The following is a 16,090-nucleotide window of genomic DNA, read 5'->3' as shown; positions in this document are numbered from 1 at the left end:
GTCAACCGACGCCATGTCGCTCCTCATAGGCGCAGAGGATCTCCTCTGCGTCCTCGCATCCCGCGTTCGAGCCATGCTCGGCCATGACGCCTCCAGTGTTAATCACGACCTCGTCGACGCCGACGGCGTGGTAGTCGACCAACCGGTCAGCGATCTCCTCGGCCGAACCGTAGAGGAACACCCCCGACTCCACGAGCTCCCGCGCACCTGCAGCTGGCTCCTCCGGGTCGACGTCCAACCCCGCCCGGCGGAACATGTCCACGTAGTGGTCGGCCGTAAGGTGGCGTCCGACCAGTCGCCGAACGAGCCCTCGCGGGTTGCGGCCAGGGCGGGCCACAGCTGCCCCGACCAGGGCGATCACGCGGGGCGGGGGCTCTTCGCCAGCCCCCTCCACCAGCGCCGGCACCAGGGTTTCAGCGATGTACTCCCGCGGTGCGAGCCACGTCACGGCGGCGTCAGCGCATGGACCCGCGGCGCGCGCCATACCGGGGCGAAGAACACCGACCGCAACCTCCACCGGCGCTGGGGCCGACAGCGGCGGGAGGCGAAGCCCGGCGGGGAAGAACTCCCCCGCACTGGTCGTTCCGCCGCGCACCAATGTTCTTACCGCGGCTGCGTACTCAGCGGTGTAAGCCGCTGGGCGGCCATAGGAATCGCCGAGCATGCTGCGAACCCAGGCAGGGTGCCCCGCACCGAAACCAGCGACGACACTCTTCCCGCTGAGCCGTGCCAGGGAACGCGCCTGCAGGGCCGCGTCGAACGGGTGACGGTGCGCGGTAAGCGACACTGCGGTTCCCAAGCTCGGCGCCGCCCCTGTCCCAGCCAGATGGGCGAGTAGAGGGTAGGTCTCCACCAGGTGCGACTGGCCGCACCACAGCCGGGCGCCGTGGCGGGTAGCCACGGCTGCGAGGGCGTGCAACTCCTCCGGGAACTCGGTCTGGAACGGGAACATCACTCCGGGTGTATTCCGCCTACGGGGGGAGGCGTTGGCGCTCAGCACGACAGAGGCTTATCTTCCTCGATACGGGGAGAGGACAGGTTGCGATGCGGGGCGGTCGGGTCAATTCCTGCCGCACGCAGCGCATCGGCGATGTGCTCGGTGAGCGGCAGTGCCGTGCTCCCGGACGCTGCGTGTTCGATCAAGGCCTCGGCCAAGACCGCCGAACGGTGCTCGCCGAAGCTCCGACGGCGGTGCCTCGCACTGCGGGGGTCGTCAGGATCCCAGCCGAAGGCTACCCCCGGCGCGATCTGGTGGGTAAAGACCGAGGTCGCGTGTCCGACACCGGGCAGCGAGGAGACGTTGCTCAGGGAGAAGACTGCCTTTCCGGCGTCTGGCCGAAGGTAGGCGACGAAGGCGTCGCGCCGCGGGTAGGCCGCGCGCCGGGAGAGGACCTTTGCCCGGTAGGGCACGCCGACGTCTTCGAGGATGCTCAGGCAAGTGCCCCAGATGTCGGGCGCGGCTACGGCGTCGACTATGTGCACGTAGCAGCGCAGCAAGGGGCCGCCCGAGGGGCGCCCTCGCGAGCTGTCGGCGAGGAGGAATCCGGGAGACAGAGCGGGTCGGACCGGATCGATCGACAGCTCCACCGGGTCGCCGGGGCTCGCATCTTCAGGCAGGGCATCCGAGGGCACCGCGACACGGAGACCGTCCAGGACGACGACTGCGGCACTGCCGTCCCGGCCGCGGACCTGCGCGGTCACCGAAGCCGCTTCGTGCGGGACGCGGGACCGGAGGAGATCGGCCAAGTCCTGGTCGTAGAGGGCCCCGCCCGGCGAAGTCTCCTGGGCCAACGGGTTGCCGACGTGCCACTGTCCATAGAACGCGGCGGCCAGCCGTGCCTGGAGCTCCCTGGTGGAATCGGCGGCGATCCGATCCTCCCCTACACCGGCGGTCGCAGTCTCCTGCTCCAGCTCCACGCCGTGCAAGGCCTCTAGAAGAGACCGATTCACGCCGGTCATGACGCCTCCAATCCGATCAGCTCGGCTGATTCATCGGGGGAAAGGAGCACCGTGCGCCCCACACCGGCACAAGCACGGTCCAGGGCCGACAGACGCGGAACCTGGGCTGCGGTCGCCAGCAACCGGTCGAACATGTGCCATCCAGCAAACCCGGCAGCCCGGGTACGGAAACCCTCGTCGGACTGGCCTCGCACCTGTCGGTAACCACTCCAAAACGCGGCGGTGCGGGAACGCAGCCGCCGTAGCGCCGCACCGCCCCGGGCGAGGAGGACATCGTGGGTCGGCTCCACTTCCACCAGAGCTTCCGCGCCCTTCCCCGGTTTGTCCATCTCGCGCATGGCCAAGTACAGCCACTCGCCCGCGAACGCACCCACATCACGTGCGGCGTCCGTAGACCGGAACTCCTCCCAGTCGATGACGAGCGGCTCGTCGCCACCGACCAGGAGCTGGTCGAGGCGGATGTCGCCGTGGCAGGGGACCAGAGGCGCCTGAGCTTCGGCGGTGCGGAGCCCGATCAGCGCCTCCCTCAAGCGCGTGTCCCCCTGCATGAGCTTCCAGCATTCCAGGAGGCCTGCGGTGGCGGTTGAGAACCGCCGCAGCGGGATGGCCCGCAGGTCGTCGACAGGCGGCAGGGGGTGTGGAGCTCTGGTCGCGGGCTCGCCCTTTGGCAACGGGGCCGCGTGCAGGCGGGCAAGCGCCGCACCGAACCGATACGCCGTCGCGTCGTCGAAAGCTCCGCGCGCGGCTAAGTTGGCCCCGGATTCCACCTGGTTGATGAAGGTAAAGACAAGGAGGTGCACAGCGGAGCTCGCGGCCAGCAGTCGCGGTGTTCGCATCGGGGCACCGGCCTCAGCAATGTACCGGTGAGCCGCAAGAGCCCGGGCGAAGCGGTCGTCAGCGTCGGCGCCATGGATCCGCTTGACGAGGACGGACCTTCCTTCCCGCGTCTTTACCTTCCAGTTGCGGTTGCGTCCAGGCAAGACGGTGAACACCGCGTCCGCGAATTCCGGACCGCAGTGCTCGACAAGTGCCGCCACCTCCGGCGGGGGAATAGATTCGGTGTCCTGGACCTGATCGACTCGTACAGTGCTGGCACCGCTCCCGGTCACGTCACTTCCGATCATCCGTCTTCGCGGGGAGCGCAGGCATTCCCCCGTGTCCCTCGGGGGCGCGGCTGCGGCCACGTCCTCCGTGGCGCAATCGTGTCCGCAGACGCACGACGCGGCAATCGCCCTGTCATGTTTAGGACGCCGCGTATCCGCATCCGGGCGTAAGCCCGTGTGGCGTCGACACTCCGCGCCCGCGATGCCATCATCGGATGCCTCCCCTTCCCAGGGAACCGCCGTGCCCGCAGGAGGCCGTACGCCGCGGCAGTCCAGGCGGGTACCGCCGCACTACCGCAATCCACCGGCTGACCAGGAAGAGAGTCATGGCAGAACCAGTGCTCGCCGTGGACGGTGTCGTGCGCCGGTACGGCAGTCGACACGTGCTCGGCCCGATCGATCTGCGGTTGGCCGCTGGGGCCGGGGTCGCCGTGCGCGGTCCGAACGGGGCGGGGAAATCCACGCTCGTTCGCATCGTCGCGGGGCGTGAGTCCCCGGACGAAGGCAAGGTGCTCGTGTGCGGACGCCCACCGCGTGAGGTGGATCTGGCGTTCCGCAGGGACGTGTTCGTCCTGGACGAGGCCGTCTTCTACCCCGACCTCACCGTGCGAGAGCACCTGGAGCTGGTCGCGGTCGGCCACGGTGCCGGGCGGGGCGCCGCGGGTCTGATCGACCGGGCGCTCGAACGGTGCCGGCTCACCGGGCACACCGCGCTGACCCCTGGGCGGCTCTCGAAGGGGCTGCAGCAGCTCACGCTCATCGCCGGGCTCCTTGTGCGTCCGCCGGCGCGGCTGGCCATACTGGACGAACCCGAGCGGCACCTCGACGCCGACGCCCGCGCAACCCTCGCCACACTCGTTGAGGAAGCTCGGGAGGAAGGGGCCGCGGTCCTGCTCGCCACCCACAGCGACGAACTCGCCGACCAAACGTGCGACTCGCGTGTGGCCATCGGCGACAGCGCCCCTGCACCGCACGACGGAGCCGGGACGTGACCGCCTCCCCGCCCGCCGGTACCGTGCAGGGGCCGCACCAGGCGCAAGCCACCGCCCGCAGCGTCACCCGGCGGCTGCACGGTGCCCAGCGCGCCGCCCGCGGACAGCCCGCAGAAGGGCGCGCATCCGGGATCTATGTCCTTGTCCTCGCTGCCGTCATGGGCGGCCTGTCGCTGATGTCATGGCTGGCCTCAGCGCTGACCGGTTCCGACCTGCCCACCGCGGCCACAGGAACCGCAGCGGCCCTTCCGGAACTGGCCACCCTTGCGGCCTTGACGGCCCTGTGGCTTTCGGCCCGCGACGCCCTGGTCCGCGGGCCGCTGGCGGTCGACCGGCCCATGATCGACTGGGTGCTGGCCCTTCCGGTGTCGCGCCGCGGACTGCTGCGGCCGCTGCTGCTGCGCGCGTTCGCCGTGCGCGGCGCAGTCGGCGGCGCGGCGGGCCTGGCCGCAGTGGCGACGATCGGTTCGACGGTGCACGCACTGCCGTCGGGCACCGCGCCGTGGGCGTTGTTCGCGCCAGCACTATTCTCCGGCACGCTACTGGGGGTGCTGTGCACGGCGGTCGGCGTCATCGTGGTGCGTTACCCAGGCAGCGGTCGCGTGATGGCGTGGCTGACGCCGTTCTTCCTGGCCGCGGTCGCAGCCCTGCTGGCCTCGGCGTTCTCCTCATGGACACTGCCAGCGGCCGCCGTCCTCGCCTCCGGTCCATGGGGGTGGGCCGCCCACGGGGTCCTCGCTTCGGCGGGGACGGCACCGGTCGGCTGGGGAGCCGCGATCGGCGCGCTGGCAGCCGTCACCGCGGCCGCGGTGGTGGCGTCCGATCGCATACTGGACACCGTCCGCGGCTCCTCCCTGCGTGCGCGCGCCGACATGCACGCGGGGTTGCGCAGTGGGGCGTGGATCAACGAGGCGGGGTGGCTGCACGACACCCTGCGCGAGGGCGCCGACCGTTCTCCCCCACCCCGGTTGCGCCTACGCCCACCGTCCCATCCGGGGGCACTGGTCCTATGGCGTGATGCCACCGGCTTGCTGCGGGCGCCCTCGGCACTGGCCCGCTCCGCGACCGCACTCGCCTTGGCTGTGGCGACGGTCGCCGTGGGGGCCACCGCGGTGCCCAAGGCCCAGGCAGCCGCTGCGGTGGTGGCCGCGGTCCTCATGTTCGCCGCAGCCCGCCCGCTCCTCATCGGCGCCGACTACACGGCGGCCGTACCGCGACGCGCCCTGCTATTGCCGCACCGACCCGTGGTCGCGGTGCTGCTGCACGGATGCGTCCCGCTGGGAGTGCTGGCGCTGATGGCGGTTCCCCTCGCGGCCGTCACCGCCTCCCTGGGCCATTCGGCGGGCCTGCTCGTCGCCGCTGTGCTTCCCGCCGTGCTGGCCGGAGCGCTGGCTGGAACGTTCCGCGGCCCGGTCCCCGGCCACCTGTGGATCGGCTATGAGACCCCCATGGGCAACACCGCCCCGCTGCAGGTGCTCGGCTGGCACCTCCAAGGACCGGCGGCCGTGGTGGCCGCTGCCGCCCCTCCGCTGTCGGGGTTTCTGTCCGGAGCTGCCGCGGTGGCCTGGGCTGCGGCAGCGACCGTCATCCTGGTGGTGTGGGCTAGGCGCAAAGGGGCATCGGCGGGCGCATCGCCCTCGTGACGCCCGACACTGCGGCCCCATACGGGCGCGGGCCGGAGCTTCGCCCCGGCCCGGCTTCGGCGGCCTCAGTCAGCAGCCGTCAGCGATGGTGTAGGTAACGGTGATGACGCTGCACGGGATCGTGGAGGTGGGATTCACATCCATCCCCATGTCGTCGGCCAGGTCCTCACTCGTGGTGTAGGAGTCGTAACCGCCTACCAGGTCTTCGACCTGCATGTAATCACTCCATCTGTCGATAGTTCGATGCCGTGGTCCGAACACTTCCGACCACACCCACGCAAGTATCGGGCGGTCGCGGCCAAGGCGCCGGGGACATGTCCGGTTCAGGAAACCCAAGGCCCCCATCCGGAAACCGCTCCCCTCCCTGCCCAATAAAGGGAAGCCAGCCATCGAAAGGAATCGGAATGACTCACCCGGAGTTGTCAGCGTCGTTTGCGTCCGGACGCTGGTCCGGACGCAAACGACGCTGACAACTTGGATCAGCCGTGGGCCACCGATTTCACCGAGCATCCCGCCCAGGAGGGCAGGGGGCTGCGAACCAAGCATCCGGCGTGTACCCGCGAGGGTGCACCGTGGTGGCTAAGGGCGTGCACCCGGCGGGTGCACGGAACTGCGTCTAACCCAGCGCAACCGAGGTCAACGAGGTGATCGACATCGGCGGTTTCCTGCGGATGCTCGTGTTTGTTCAGGTTAAGACGATTCGCACTGGATGGTTCGATTCCCGTCATCCACTCCGTTCGAAAGACGGGCCCTGAACTGCGAACACCGTTCGCACAGCCGGGGCCCGTTTTCGTGTTCCGGGTGCACCAACGGGTGCACTCCCCCACGACCCCGCCCGCGATGACGCGCCCCGCTCCCGTCATCCGCCCCGAGATCCGGGGGTGCACGCGGGTGCACGACCGCGCCTACCGGCTGAGACTGCGGCGCAGTTTCAGCCCCTATCACCCTCCGGCATCCGGCACTGGCGCGATTCCCTGATCCGCTGGACCTTGGCCGGTTCCTGGATGACCTCGTTAACCTCGATTCTTCAGCGGGGTGAGGCCGTTGGTCGACCCGGCACTTCGCCCGCCATGTCCCCGGCCGGATGGCGGACAGGCCGTCGCGTGACGCCGCGGGTTCGCCGGGTTCCACGGGCCGGACCGAACAGGCGCTTCTATCTGGTCACGGTGGCGAGAGCGAGGAGGACGAAGGCGTTGGCCACCTGAGGTAGGTCATAGGGAAGTGGCCGGGGCGCGGCTTGGTCGGGGACGCTGGTGTAGGTGCCATCCGCGAGTTGCTGATCGAGGAGGTAGGCCAGGCTGCGGCCGATAGTGGAAGTGTCGCCGAGTCGATGAAGCGCAAGGATTGCGTGGGCGGTGCTGATGGGATCGCTGGGCTGGTCGGGTTGGTGCCCCCATCCGGCGTCCCGGTTCTGTGCCTTGCGCAGATAGGTGTGCGCTGCCCTTCTCAGGCGTTCGACGTCCGGTTGCGCGGAGTGCGGGCGCACGTGGTGAAGGGCGTCGAGGACGCGGTAGATAGCGAAGGATTCGCTGAGGCTCCAGCTGCGTTCAAAGGTGCCCTCGGGGCGCTGGGAGTTGATCAGATAGGCCGTGGCCTGGTCAAGCAGTGATGCGGCTGGCGGGTGTCCGGCAAGGGCTATGACGGCGCCGGCCGTCATGGCGGTCTCTGATTCGTGGCCGTGGCGGTAGGTGGGATAGCCGCCGTCGACATTGTGGAGGCTTCGGTAGTACTGGCCGGACCGGGTCATCGCGAGCCGGTAGCGCGGAGGACTGGAACAGCGGAGGAATTGCAGGGCCCAGGAGGCGGAGTCACTGTCGGTCTGGGCTACGTCGTGGGTGTAGGGCCATCCTCCGTCGGGTGCCTGCAAGGCGGCGATCTGTTCGGCCATCCGGGTCAGCAAGGCTGGCGCCGCACCGGCCCGGTGCAGCCCGATGCCGGTCAGGGCGGTAAGGCAGGTCGTCATGTCCAGGATAAAGGGCAGCCCACCGTCGGCGCGTTGGTGCCGGAGAATAGCCGCAGCCCCGTCGGCGATCATGGGGCTGTCAGGTTGGAAACGGCTGAGAGCCAGGAGGGCGAGCAAGTGTGCGGGGAAGTGGCCTTCCCATACGTCGCGGCGGCTGCCGCAGGCGATGTGGTGGGTCAGGAAGGCGCGGTCATGGGAGGTAACGCAGTGCGGGCGACCTGTGCCATAGGCGTTGAGGACCTTCACGGCGCACAGGACTACCTCGGTCCAGGAGGCGTGTCCGTGGTAGTCCACCTGGTCTATGCGCTCATCCGGCGGGAACGGGGTTGCTCCCAAGGTTGCGAGGACGGTGGCGAGCATGAGCCTTTTGCGTGCAGGGTACCCGGCTCCGAAGAAATCGCCGTCGATGGGGAGCGCGGTTGGCGCATTCAGAACTGCGGCCGTGATCAGTGCGTTGATGCCGGAGAGGCTCCGCTGTTGATGTTCCAGGAAGCCGATAATGCGCTGCTGACGGTCGGGGTAAAGGTCGACAGTGCGCAGTAGCTGGAGTGTCAGAGCCGACTCCAAGACCCTGCTGCGGCATGACCCGTTTACCCGACCTTCATCGCTGACCTGGTTACTCAGGAACTGAGCCAGCTTGTCACGTGCGACGGCGGTGGCGCGCAGGACGCGGTCATTGGCTATTGGGGCAGAATGGCGCATCGGATACCGTTTTCGATCGAGGTAGGGACGAATGGGTGGTGGGGATCCGGTTTGGAACGTGGAAAATGCGTGCTGGGATGGCCGCCCCGGGGCAGTGGCTGTCAGCGAGCTTGATCTCTGTGCCGTCGCTGCGTGGTCAGTGCGTGGTCGGTGCGTGGTCAGGCGTGGTCGTGGTCGATGTGGTCCCACCACCAGGCGATGGACGGATACGGCGGAACACCGAGTGGAACGTCGGGCATCTCGGTGGAGATAGTGAAAGGAGGCGGGCCGTCTGGAAAGTACCGCGGACCGCAGCCGACCGTGATGTGGCCGACAAGGCAATAGTCCATGCTGGTCAGAAAACGCTGGAGGGGTGGGCTTGCGGTGCGGCGGACCCGCTGTTGTAGTCGCAAGTAGGCGGAGAAGACACGGTCCCGCAGCCTCACAGCCTCGCGAACCACTTCCTGCGGGGTCGACCTGGAACTCTCGCGGGCCATGACGGTGATGAGGTTGTCCCGCCGTGTGTGCTGCGTGCGGTCCTTGACGTGAATCCGGTGCGTGACGTCCTTGATCTGGGAGTAGCGGTCGTTGTCCAGGCCGAAGATGAGAGTTCCAGCCTGTATGACCGCCCGTACCGCCGGGTCGTGCCATTCCTCTGTGGGAACCGCAGTGGTGTTGCCCACGCAGATTTCCCCGCTGAAGGCGGCATCGCCGATGACAGCATGTCGTAGGCGCAGGTATTCACTGACTGACATGGGGTGATGGCGATCGTAAATGCTGCTTTCCAATGCGAGTGCGGAGCACCAGTGCGCCGTACCGGTAAGGAATGCTTGTTGGACCGAGGCGGGGATATCTGTACGGACACGCCGTGCGATGTCACGGACGGCATCCCTGAGAGTGATGTCGTCGGGTACGTGGGTGTGCGGGAAATACAACATGCGCTCCCAGAAGACCACATCACGAACCACGTCGTGCAGGTCCCTGTGGGGAGGGTCTGTGTAGATGTGGTCGTTCATGGTGTATCCGAGCGCGTTGTAGTCGGACAGGAATGTCGCGACTGGCCCCCGTGACTCGGGGAATCCGTGGATGGTCAGGTCGGCGCCGGCGATCGCGGCGGAACGGTTCTTCTCGGGGGTGCCACCGAGGTTGTGGTGCTGCACCCATGCCTGGGTGTGGGCGGCGATCTTTTCCGCTTCGGGGTTGATCGCCGACGGGATCGGGAGGGCGAAATGCAGCAATTCGATGCTGAGGTCCTGGTCGATGATCATGGCGATTCCTTAAGCGTCGTGTGCTGCGGGCGAGACCGCCGCGCCGGGATTTGTGCGGAGCCGCAGCAGTCAACTTCCGGTGCAGGGCGAAGTGTTGGTGTTCGAAAGCCATCGGGGGTCCATGCGCCGGAGGTGACGCCGACCGTGACCACGCCCTCCAGCCACATCCCTTGATCTCGCTGGCGCAGTCGGCCAAGTACCCTGCTCCGGCTCCGGCATCGAGGGCGACCTCGACGAGCCGCTTGGCGTTTGAGGAGTTGCGGGAGCCGACGACGATCACGAGGTCGGCCTCGGAGGCCATCTGCTTGAGGGAGTGCTGGCGGGTCTGCGTGGCGTAGCGGATGTCGCCGCTCGGCGGGGACGTGAGAGCTGGGAAACGGGCCTTTGGGGCGTCGACGGTCTCCGTCGCCTCTCCGGGACGAACCGCCGGACCTTGCACCGGACCACGGCGATCAGGCCCCCGAGTATCACGCCTGCCTCGTCGGGCGTGTGTTGTCCGCGGTCGATGGCGATCGTGCTCTCGCAGATCCGTCTGACCTGCTCGGGGGTGGCGCGCTCATAGATGTTGTCCTGGTGGAAGGGGGACAGTGTCACGCGTGCAAGCGGCAGCAGCCGCTCCCATGTCGCCATGGGGAAGAAGCAGGCGGGCGTGTAGGTCGTGCGCGACCTCTTGAATCCATCGGCGATGTCGGACGCGACCAGGCCCCGGCAGTCGTCGTCGATCCAGTGCCGGTCGGTGGGCTCCTGTATTGCCGACGCGTACTCGTTGACCAGAGTGGGGAAGGGATAGCGCGAGCGCTTGACGAGTTGGGTGTCCATGTCCGTTCTCAGCTCCCGCTTCCCTCTTGGCCGGAACTCTCTGCAGCCTCCGCGGCGGAGTCCGGGGCCAGGGCGAGGGTCTCTTCGAGGAGGGTCTCGACGATCTTGGACTCCGGGACCGTCCGGATGGCCTTGCCCTTGACGAAGATCTGGCCTTTGCCATTGCCGCAGGACACGCCGATGTCGGCTTCGCGGGCCTCGCCGGGGCCGTTGACCACGCAGCCCATGACGGCTACGCGCAGCGGGAAAGGGAACCCATCGAAGGCGGCGGTGACCTGGTTGGCCAGCCGGTAGACGTCGACCTGGGACCGGCCGCAGGAGGGGCAGGAGACGATTTCCGGACGGCGCTCGCGTAGGCCCAGGGCTTCCAGTATGGACGTGCCGGTGGTCAACTCCTCGGCCGGCGGCGCGGACAGGGAGACCCGGATGGTGTCGCCGATGCCTTGGGCCAGCAGCACCCCGAAGGCGACCGCTGACTTGCCTGTCCGGCACACCCGGTCCACCAGAAAGGCCCGGATACGGGCGGCGAGATCGTCCAGGCACTCAGGGGAAGCCGCCCGCACGGCGCCTTGGACCTCGATATTGCCGGTCAACGGGGGGCAGGGGGGTTGAGAGCTGATCATCATTGCTCGCGCACCTTCCGGGGCAGAGCGAAGAGCACGTCCTCCGTGGCCACCGAATGCTCATGGACATCCACCGGTCCGAGCCCGGCCAAGGCCTCGATCACCTCCTCAACGAGCCGGGGCGGGGCTGAGGCACCTGCCGACACCGCGACCCTGTGAGTGTCGGCCACCCAGTCGGGATCGATGTCGCGGGCGGAGTCGATGAGATAGGCAGGGGTCCCCAGGCGTCGGGCGAGTTCGGCCAGCCGCACGGAGTTGGAGGAGTTGGCCGAGCCGACCACCAGCACCACATCGGCATCTTCGGCCACGGCCTCCACAGCGTTCTGCCGGTTGGTTGTGGCATAGCAGATGTCCTCGGACCCAGGGCCGCGCAGCGCGGGGAAGCGCTCGCGCAGCGCCTCGATGACCTCCTGTGTCTCGTCGACCGCCAGGGTGGTCTGGGTCAGGTATGACACCTTCTCGGGATCGGCCACCTCCAGCCGGTCCACGTCCTCGGGGGTCTCGATCAGGACGGTGGATTCGGGAGCCTCGCCCAGGGTGCCCTCGACCTCTTCATGGTCGGCGTGGCCAATCAGCACCACCGTGTCGCCGCGTCCGGCGAGCCGGCGGACCTCGGCGTGCACCTTGGTGACCGGCGGGCAGGTGGCATCGACGACCTCCAGCCGACGCTGCTCGGCAGCAGCGCGCACTGCGGGGGAGACACCGTGGGCGGAGAAGACCACAGTGGACCCTCTCGGGACCTCGTCGAGCTCGTCGACGAACACCGCGCCATGCGACGCCAGATCGGCCACGACGTGGGAGTTGTGCACGATCTGCTTGCGCACATAAATGGGTCCGGGCCGGTCCCGCAGCAGGAGCTCAACGATCTCGATCGCGCGTTCCACGCCCACGCAGTAGGAGCGAGGATCGGCCAGCACAACCCGGCGCGGCGAGCCTCCGTCCTTTCTCGGATCTCCCTCTGTTATCGGGTGGCTGGATTGGGCGGTGACCGGGCCTAAGACTGGGTCTGGCATGCGTGCCTCCGTATGGAAGCGAGCCGTGACTCCCGGGCCAGACTTTCCTGGCCTTGGGCGTCGTACGCCCATTGGGAAAGTACGGATTCTGTCATTAATGTCACAGATCGCGGAAGCGATGCCAAGGATCAGAGGCAGGCGGCGACGTCTATTTCCATCGCGAAATTGACGGACGACACGCTGCGCACGGTCCAGCGGGAACAGCCTCGGGCCGCGGTTTCCGGGGAGATGGCTACGGTGCAACGCCCCAACCTCGAACTGCGGCACGCGATCAGCGAGGCCGGACTCAGCGGCGAGGAACTCGCAAGGAAAGTCAACGATGTCGGCGAAGAGGCAGGCATCCGCCTGGGCTACGGGCGGCTCTCGAAGGGGCTGCAGCAGCTCACGCTCATCGCCGGGCTCCTTGTGCGCCCGCCGGCGCGGCTGGTCGTACTCGACGACCCCGAGCGGCACCTCGATGCCGACGCCCGCGCGACTCTCGTCACACTCGTCGAAGAAGCACGAGAGGACGGGGCCGCGGTCCTGCTCGCCACCCACAGCGACGAACTCGCCGACCGAACGTGCGACTCCCGTGTGGCCATCGGCGACAGCGCCCCTGCACCGCACGACGGAGCCGGAACGTGACCCGCTACTTGGTCCCCCGCATTCGAGGTTGCGCACGCGCATCTACACAGGAACCAGCAGGCAGATGCCCTGGCGCAGCTGCTTCACGCCGAGAAGCACCCCGCGGAACAGGCGCACCATCACGTCATGGCACGGCCGTTCGTCCTACGAACGCCGCTCCACACGTCGGGGAGGCACGACCAGCAGTCGACTTCGCTCGCACTCCGTAGGAAGCTCCTGTCGTCGATCCCTAGAGTCGCGAGGGTGACGACTGATCCGCCCGAGAACTTCGCACGTCCCAGGGCCGCCGCCGGTGTCCTGTTCTTCGACGGCAGGGACCGCGTCCTCATGGTCATCCCCTCCTACAAGGACTATCGCGATATCCCGGGCGGCTACATCGAACACGGCGAGACGCCGAGACAAGCCGCAGCACGCGAAGTCCGGGAAGAACTCGGTATCGAGCTCCCGATCGGCAGGTTGCTCGTGACGGACTGGGCGCCCAACCCCAAGGAGGGCGACAAGCAGCTGTTCATCTTCGAGGGAGGCGTGATCGACCAGGTACACCGCGACAAGATCCAGCTGGCGCCTCAGGAGCTGACCGGCTACGAGTTCCACGACATCAGCACGATCCACGAGGCGACCATCCCGCGCCTGGCCCGCCGCATCGTCCAGGCGGCCGAGGCCCGCAGCGAAAGCGGCACCCGCTACCTCGAACACGGCGAGCACATCACAGGCTGATCAAACTCCGCGCCAACGAACCGAAATGTATGAGACTCATACACCGACGGAGGGTCACCAGCGGAACTCGCTTCACGGTTGGGCGACTCCGGGAGCCCGATCGCCGACAGGGAAGGACACGAGGCCTGTGGGACGCCGCATCGACTACCTGAACGATCCGAACGCGCCGAAGCCCAACAGCATCGTGCCGTCCGTGAACGTCGCGGTGTTCAACGACTCCGGGGATCTTCTGATGATCCGCCGGACCGACAACGGCAACTGGGCCATGCCCGGGGGAGCCATGGACATCGGCGAACGACTCGCCGATGCAGGCGTCCGCGAGGTCCTGGAGGAGACCGGCATTCGCTGCGAGATCACCGGGCTTGTCGGCATCTACACCGATCCCAACCACGTCGTCTACTACACCAGCGATGGCGAGTGCCGCCAGGAATGCTCATTCGTGTTCTCTGCCCGTGCAACAGGGGGTCAGCCGACGCCGAGCAGCGAGTCATCCGAAGTCACCTGGATCCCGCCCGCCGAGATCGATGGCTATCAGGTGCATGCCTCCATGTGCCTGCGGATCACCCACGCACTCGACGGCCGGAGTACTCCCTACATCGGCTGACCAGTGTCCAGGGGGCTCAGTGTCCAGCCTCCCGGCCGATCCATCCTCCTCACTCGCCGAGTGCGCGACCGTCTGACTCCCGGTCTCTGCCCTGCCGTGCGGGTTCGCCTCGTCCACGCTCCACAGGTCCCTTCACCGTGCCCAAGGTGGACCGATCATTGCGCCATACGAAACTGGTTGCGCCATACCCAACTCTCGTCGACAATGTGGGTGCAGGTTCTCCTACAGTCCAACGTCGGGTTCCTCGTCCCGCGTGTCAGGCCGGGAGGGCAGTGTCCCGCTGGGGCGAGGGGCCGCTGGGGGTTGATGTCGTTGCGTATCCCGACCGACCTGGAGATCGCCCGCGACGCGGCGCCGGAACCGCTCACGAGCGTCGCCGAACGCATGGGTCTCCCGCCTGAGCTGCTCGAACCCTACGGCGACCACGTCGCCAAGATCCGCCTGTCCGCGCTCACCGAGCTCGCCGCGCGCCCGCGCGCCCGGTACGTCGTCGTGACCGCGGTGACCCCGACCCCACTGGGCGAGGGCAAGACCACCATCACGGTCGGACTCGGCGACGGGCTCAACCGCATCGGCCACCGCACCTCCATCGCGCTGCGCCAGCCCTCCATGGGCCCCGTCTTCGGGATCAAGGGCGGCGCGGCCGGCGGCGGCTACAGCCAGGTCGTGCCGATGGAGCGGCTCAACCTGCACCTGACCGGCGACATCCACGCGGTCGGTGCTGCCCACAACCTGCTGGCCGCGCTCGTGGACAACCACCTCTACCGGGACAACGCACTGGACATCGACCCGCACAACATCTCCTGGCGGCGGGTACTCGACGTCAACGACCGCTCCCTGCGCTCCGTCATCACCGGCCTGGGCCGCCGGGTCGACGGCGTGCCCCGCCAGACCGGCTTCGACATCACGGCCGCGTCCGAGGTCATGGCGCTGCTCTCGCTGTCCTCCTCCACGCGCGACATGCGCGCGCGGCTGGGGCGCATCATCGTGGCCGGCAGCCGCGCGGGCAAGCCGGTGACCGCCGAGCAGATCGGCGGCGCCGGGTCCATGGCGGCGGTCCTGAGCGAGGCGGTCAAGCCCAACCTGCTGCAGACGCTGGAGCACACCCCGGTCCTGGTGCACACCGGACCGTTCGGCAACATCGCCACCGGCAACTCCTCGGTGATCGCCGACCTCATCGGGCTGCGCTGCGGCGACTTCCTGGTCACCGAGGCCGGGTTCGGTGCCGACATGGGGGCGGAGCGCTTCTTCAACATCAAGTGCCGCGTGTCGGGCGAGGCCCCCGACGCCGCCGTCGTGGTGGCGACCGTCCGGGCGCTCAAGGCCCACTCGGGCCGCCACGCGGTGGCCGCCGGACGCCCGCTCCCCGAGGAGATGCTGCAGGAGTCCCCGGACGACGTCCGCGCGGGCGCGCCCAACCTCGTCAAGCAGATCGAGAACTGCCGCCTGCACGGGGTGTCCCCGGTCGTCGCGATCAACGCCTTCCCCACCGACCACGCCTCGGAGCTGGAGGAGGTGCGCCGGATCGCGGCCGAGTCCGGGGCGCGCAGCGCGGTGTGCACGAACGTCGCCGAAGGCGGCCGGGGAGCCGAGGACCTGGCGCGGGCCGTGGCCGAAGCGGCCGAAGAGCCCTCCGCCTACGCGCCCCTCTACCCCGAGGACGCCCCGATCCGGGACAAGGTGGAGGCGGTGGCGCGCAGCGTCTACGGTGCCGACGGCGCCGAGTTCTCCGAGGCGGCCGAGCGCCAGGTCCGGGCCTGCGAGCGCAACGGCCTGGGGCAGCTACCGGTGTGCATCGCCAAGACGCACCTGTCGCTGTCCGCCGACCCGTCCCTGCGCGGTGCGCCCACCGGCTGGACCCTGCCCGTCCGGGAGGCCCGCCCGGCGGCGGGCGCCGGGTACGTCTACCTGATCTGCGGGACGATGCAGACCATGCCGGGGCTGGGCAGCTCGCCCGCGGCCTACGGCATCGACCTCGACGAGGACGGGGAGATCACCGGCCTGTCCTGAGCGTCGGAGAGGCGGGCGAAACGCAGGACGCTCGGCCGGGATCACCCCGGCCGAGCGTCTGCTTCAGCGGT

Annotated in this window: 13 protein-coding genes and 2 pseudogenes; 6 read left to right on the top strand and 9 right to left on the bottom strand. The window is 68.3% G+C overall.

Annotation, left to right across the window (positions count from 1 at the left end; all coding sequences use genetic code 11):
• Nucleotide 1: 1 nt before the first annotated feature.
• Genes HNR23_RS23700 through lxmK form a run of 3 tightly spaced genes read right to left on the bottom strand, consistent with a single transcriptional unit; the run spans nucleotide 2 to nucleotide 3,083 of the window.
• Nucleotides 2–952: an LLM class flavin-dependent oxidoreductase gene (locus HNR23_RS23700; protein WP_184078869.1), complete on the bottom strand. Its 951-nt coding sequence runs from the start codon at nucleotides 950–952 to the stop codon at nucleotides 2–4.
• A gap of 41 nt (nucleotides 953–993) precedes the next feature.
• Complete coding sequence (locus tag HNR23_RS23695) at nucleotides 994–1,959, bottom strand: T3SS effector HopA1 family protein (protein WP_184078867.1); 966 nt, start codon at nucleotides 1,957–1,959, stop codon at nucleotides 994–996.
• Nucleotides 1,956–3,083: a class V lanthionine synthetase subunit LxmK gene (gene lxmK, locus HNR23_RS23690; RefSeq protein WP_184078865.1), complete on the bottom strand. Its 1,128-nt coding sequence runs from the start codon at nucleotides 3,081–3,083 to the stop codon at nucleotides 1,956–1,958. Before lxmK ends, HNR23_RS23695 begins: the two co-directional genes overlap by 4 nt.
• 305 nt (nucleotides 3,084–3,388) lie before the next feature.
• On the opposite strand from lxmK, the gene HNR23_RS23685 reads away from it, so the two are divergent.
• Complete coding sequence (locus HNR23_RS23685; RefSeq protein ID WP_184078863.1) at nucleotides 3,389–4,054, top strand: ABC transporter ATP-binding protein; 666 nt, start codon at nucleotides 3,389–3,391, stop codon at nucleotides 4,052–4,054.
• Nucleotides 4,051–5,697 (top strand): hypothetical protein, encoded by a 1,647-nt coding sequence (locus HNR23_RS23680; RefSeq protein ID WP_184078861.1) that lies wholly within the window; start codon nucleotides 4,051–4,053, stop codon nucleotides 5,695–5,697. The genes HNR23_RS23685 and HNR23_RS23680 overlap by 4 nt, the downstream gene beginning before the upstream one ends.
• Nucleotides 5,698–5,766: 69 nt before the next feature.
• Here HNR23_RS23680 and HNR23_RS23675 read toward each other — a convergent pair whose 3' ends face one another.
• From HNR23_RS23675 to ispH, 6 genes and pseudogenes are all read right to left on the bottom strand, one after another.
• The gene (locus HNR23_RS23675; protein ID WP_184078859.1) at nucleotides 5,767–5,913 is read right to left on the bottom strand and encodes a hypothetical protein; all 147 of its coding nucleotides are present in this window, start codon (nucleotides 5,911–5,913) and stop codon (nucleotides 5,767–5,769) included.
• Nucleotides 5,914–6,850: 937 nt separating this feature from the next.
• Nucleotides 6,851–8,362, bottom strand: coding sequence for a prenyltransferase/squalene oxidase repeat-containing protein (locus HNR23_RS23670; RefSeq protein ID WP_184078857.1), 1,512 nt, complete (start codon nucleotides 8,360–8,362; stop codon nucleotides 6,851–6,853).
• 158 nt (nucleotides 8,363–8,520) lie between these two features.
• On the bottom strand, nucleotides 8,521–9,609 hold the full coding sequence (locus HNR23_RS23665) for a terpene synthase family protein (protein ID WP_184078855.1): 1,089 nt from the start codon (nucleotides 9,607–9,609) through the stop codon (nucleotides 8,521–8,523).
• Between the two features lie 229 nt (nucleotides 9,610–9,838).
• A pseudogene (locus HNR23_RS27740) lies at nucleotides 9,839–10,048 on the bottom strand (hypothetical protein); the annotation flags it as partial.
• Between the two features lie 388 nt (nucleotides 10,049–10,436).
• Nucleotides 10,437–10,913: pseudogene (locus tag HNR23_RS23655) on the bottom strand (flavodoxin-dependent (E)-4-hydroxy-3-methylbut-2-enyl-diphosphate synthase); the annotation flags it as partial.
• 137 nt (nucleotides 10,914–11,050) lie between these two features.
• A complete protein-coding gene (ispH, locus tag HNR23_RS23650; protein WP_343070691.1) occupies nucleotides 11,051–11,968 on the bottom strand; it encodes a 4-hydroxy-3-methylbut-2-enyl diphosphate reductase in 918 nt (305 codons plus the stop codon).
• A gap of 108 nt (nucleotides 11,969–12,076) precedes the next feature.
• On the opposite strand from ispH, the gene HNR23_RS27320 reads away from it, so the two are divergent.
• The 4 genes from HNR23_RS27320 (at nucleotide 12,077) to HNR23_RS23630 (ending at nucleotide 16,019) form a co-directional block, all read left to right on the top strand.
• On the top strand, nucleotides 12,077–12,688 hold the full coding sequence (locus HNR23_RS27320) for an AAA family ATPase (protein ID WP_281381890.1): 612 nt from the start codon (nucleotides 12,077–12,079) through the stop codon (nucleotides 12,686–12,688).
• A gap of 243 nt (nucleotides 12,689–12,931) precedes the next feature.
• Nucleotides 12,932–13,405 carry an NUDIX hydrolase gene (locus HNR23_RS23640; protein ID WP_343070690.1) on the top strand — a complete coding sequence of 158 codons (474 nt, stop codon included), beginning with the start codon at nucleotides 12,932–12,934 and terminating at the stop codon, nucleotides 13,403–13,405.
• A gap of 127 nt (nucleotides 13,406–13,532) precedes the next feature.
• A complete protein-coding gene (locus tag HNR23_RS23635; protein ID WP_184078847.1) occupies nucleotides 13,533–14,009 on the top strand; it encodes an NUDIX domain-containing protein in 477 nt (158 codons plus the stop codon).
• A 306-nt stretch (nucleotides 14,010–14,315) separates the two neighbouring features.
• Nucleotides 14,316–16,019 (top strand): formate--tetrahydrofolate ligase, encoded by a 1,704-nt coding sequence (locus HNR23_RS23630; RefSeq protein ID WP_221308231.1) that lies wholly within the window; start codon nucleotides 14,316–14,318, stop codon nucleotides 16,017–16,019.
• Nucleotides 16,020–16,090: the final 71 nt, after the last annotated feature.

The organism is Nocardiopsis mwathae, assembly GCF_014201195.1.
GTDB classification, from domain to species: Bacteria; Actinomycetota; Actinomycetes; order Streptosporangiales; family Streptosporangiaceae; genus Nocardiopsis_C; species Nocardiopsis_C mwathae.
Note: the sequence above shows the minus strand (reverse complement) of the source record. Positions and strands in the feature narration are given on the sequence as shown.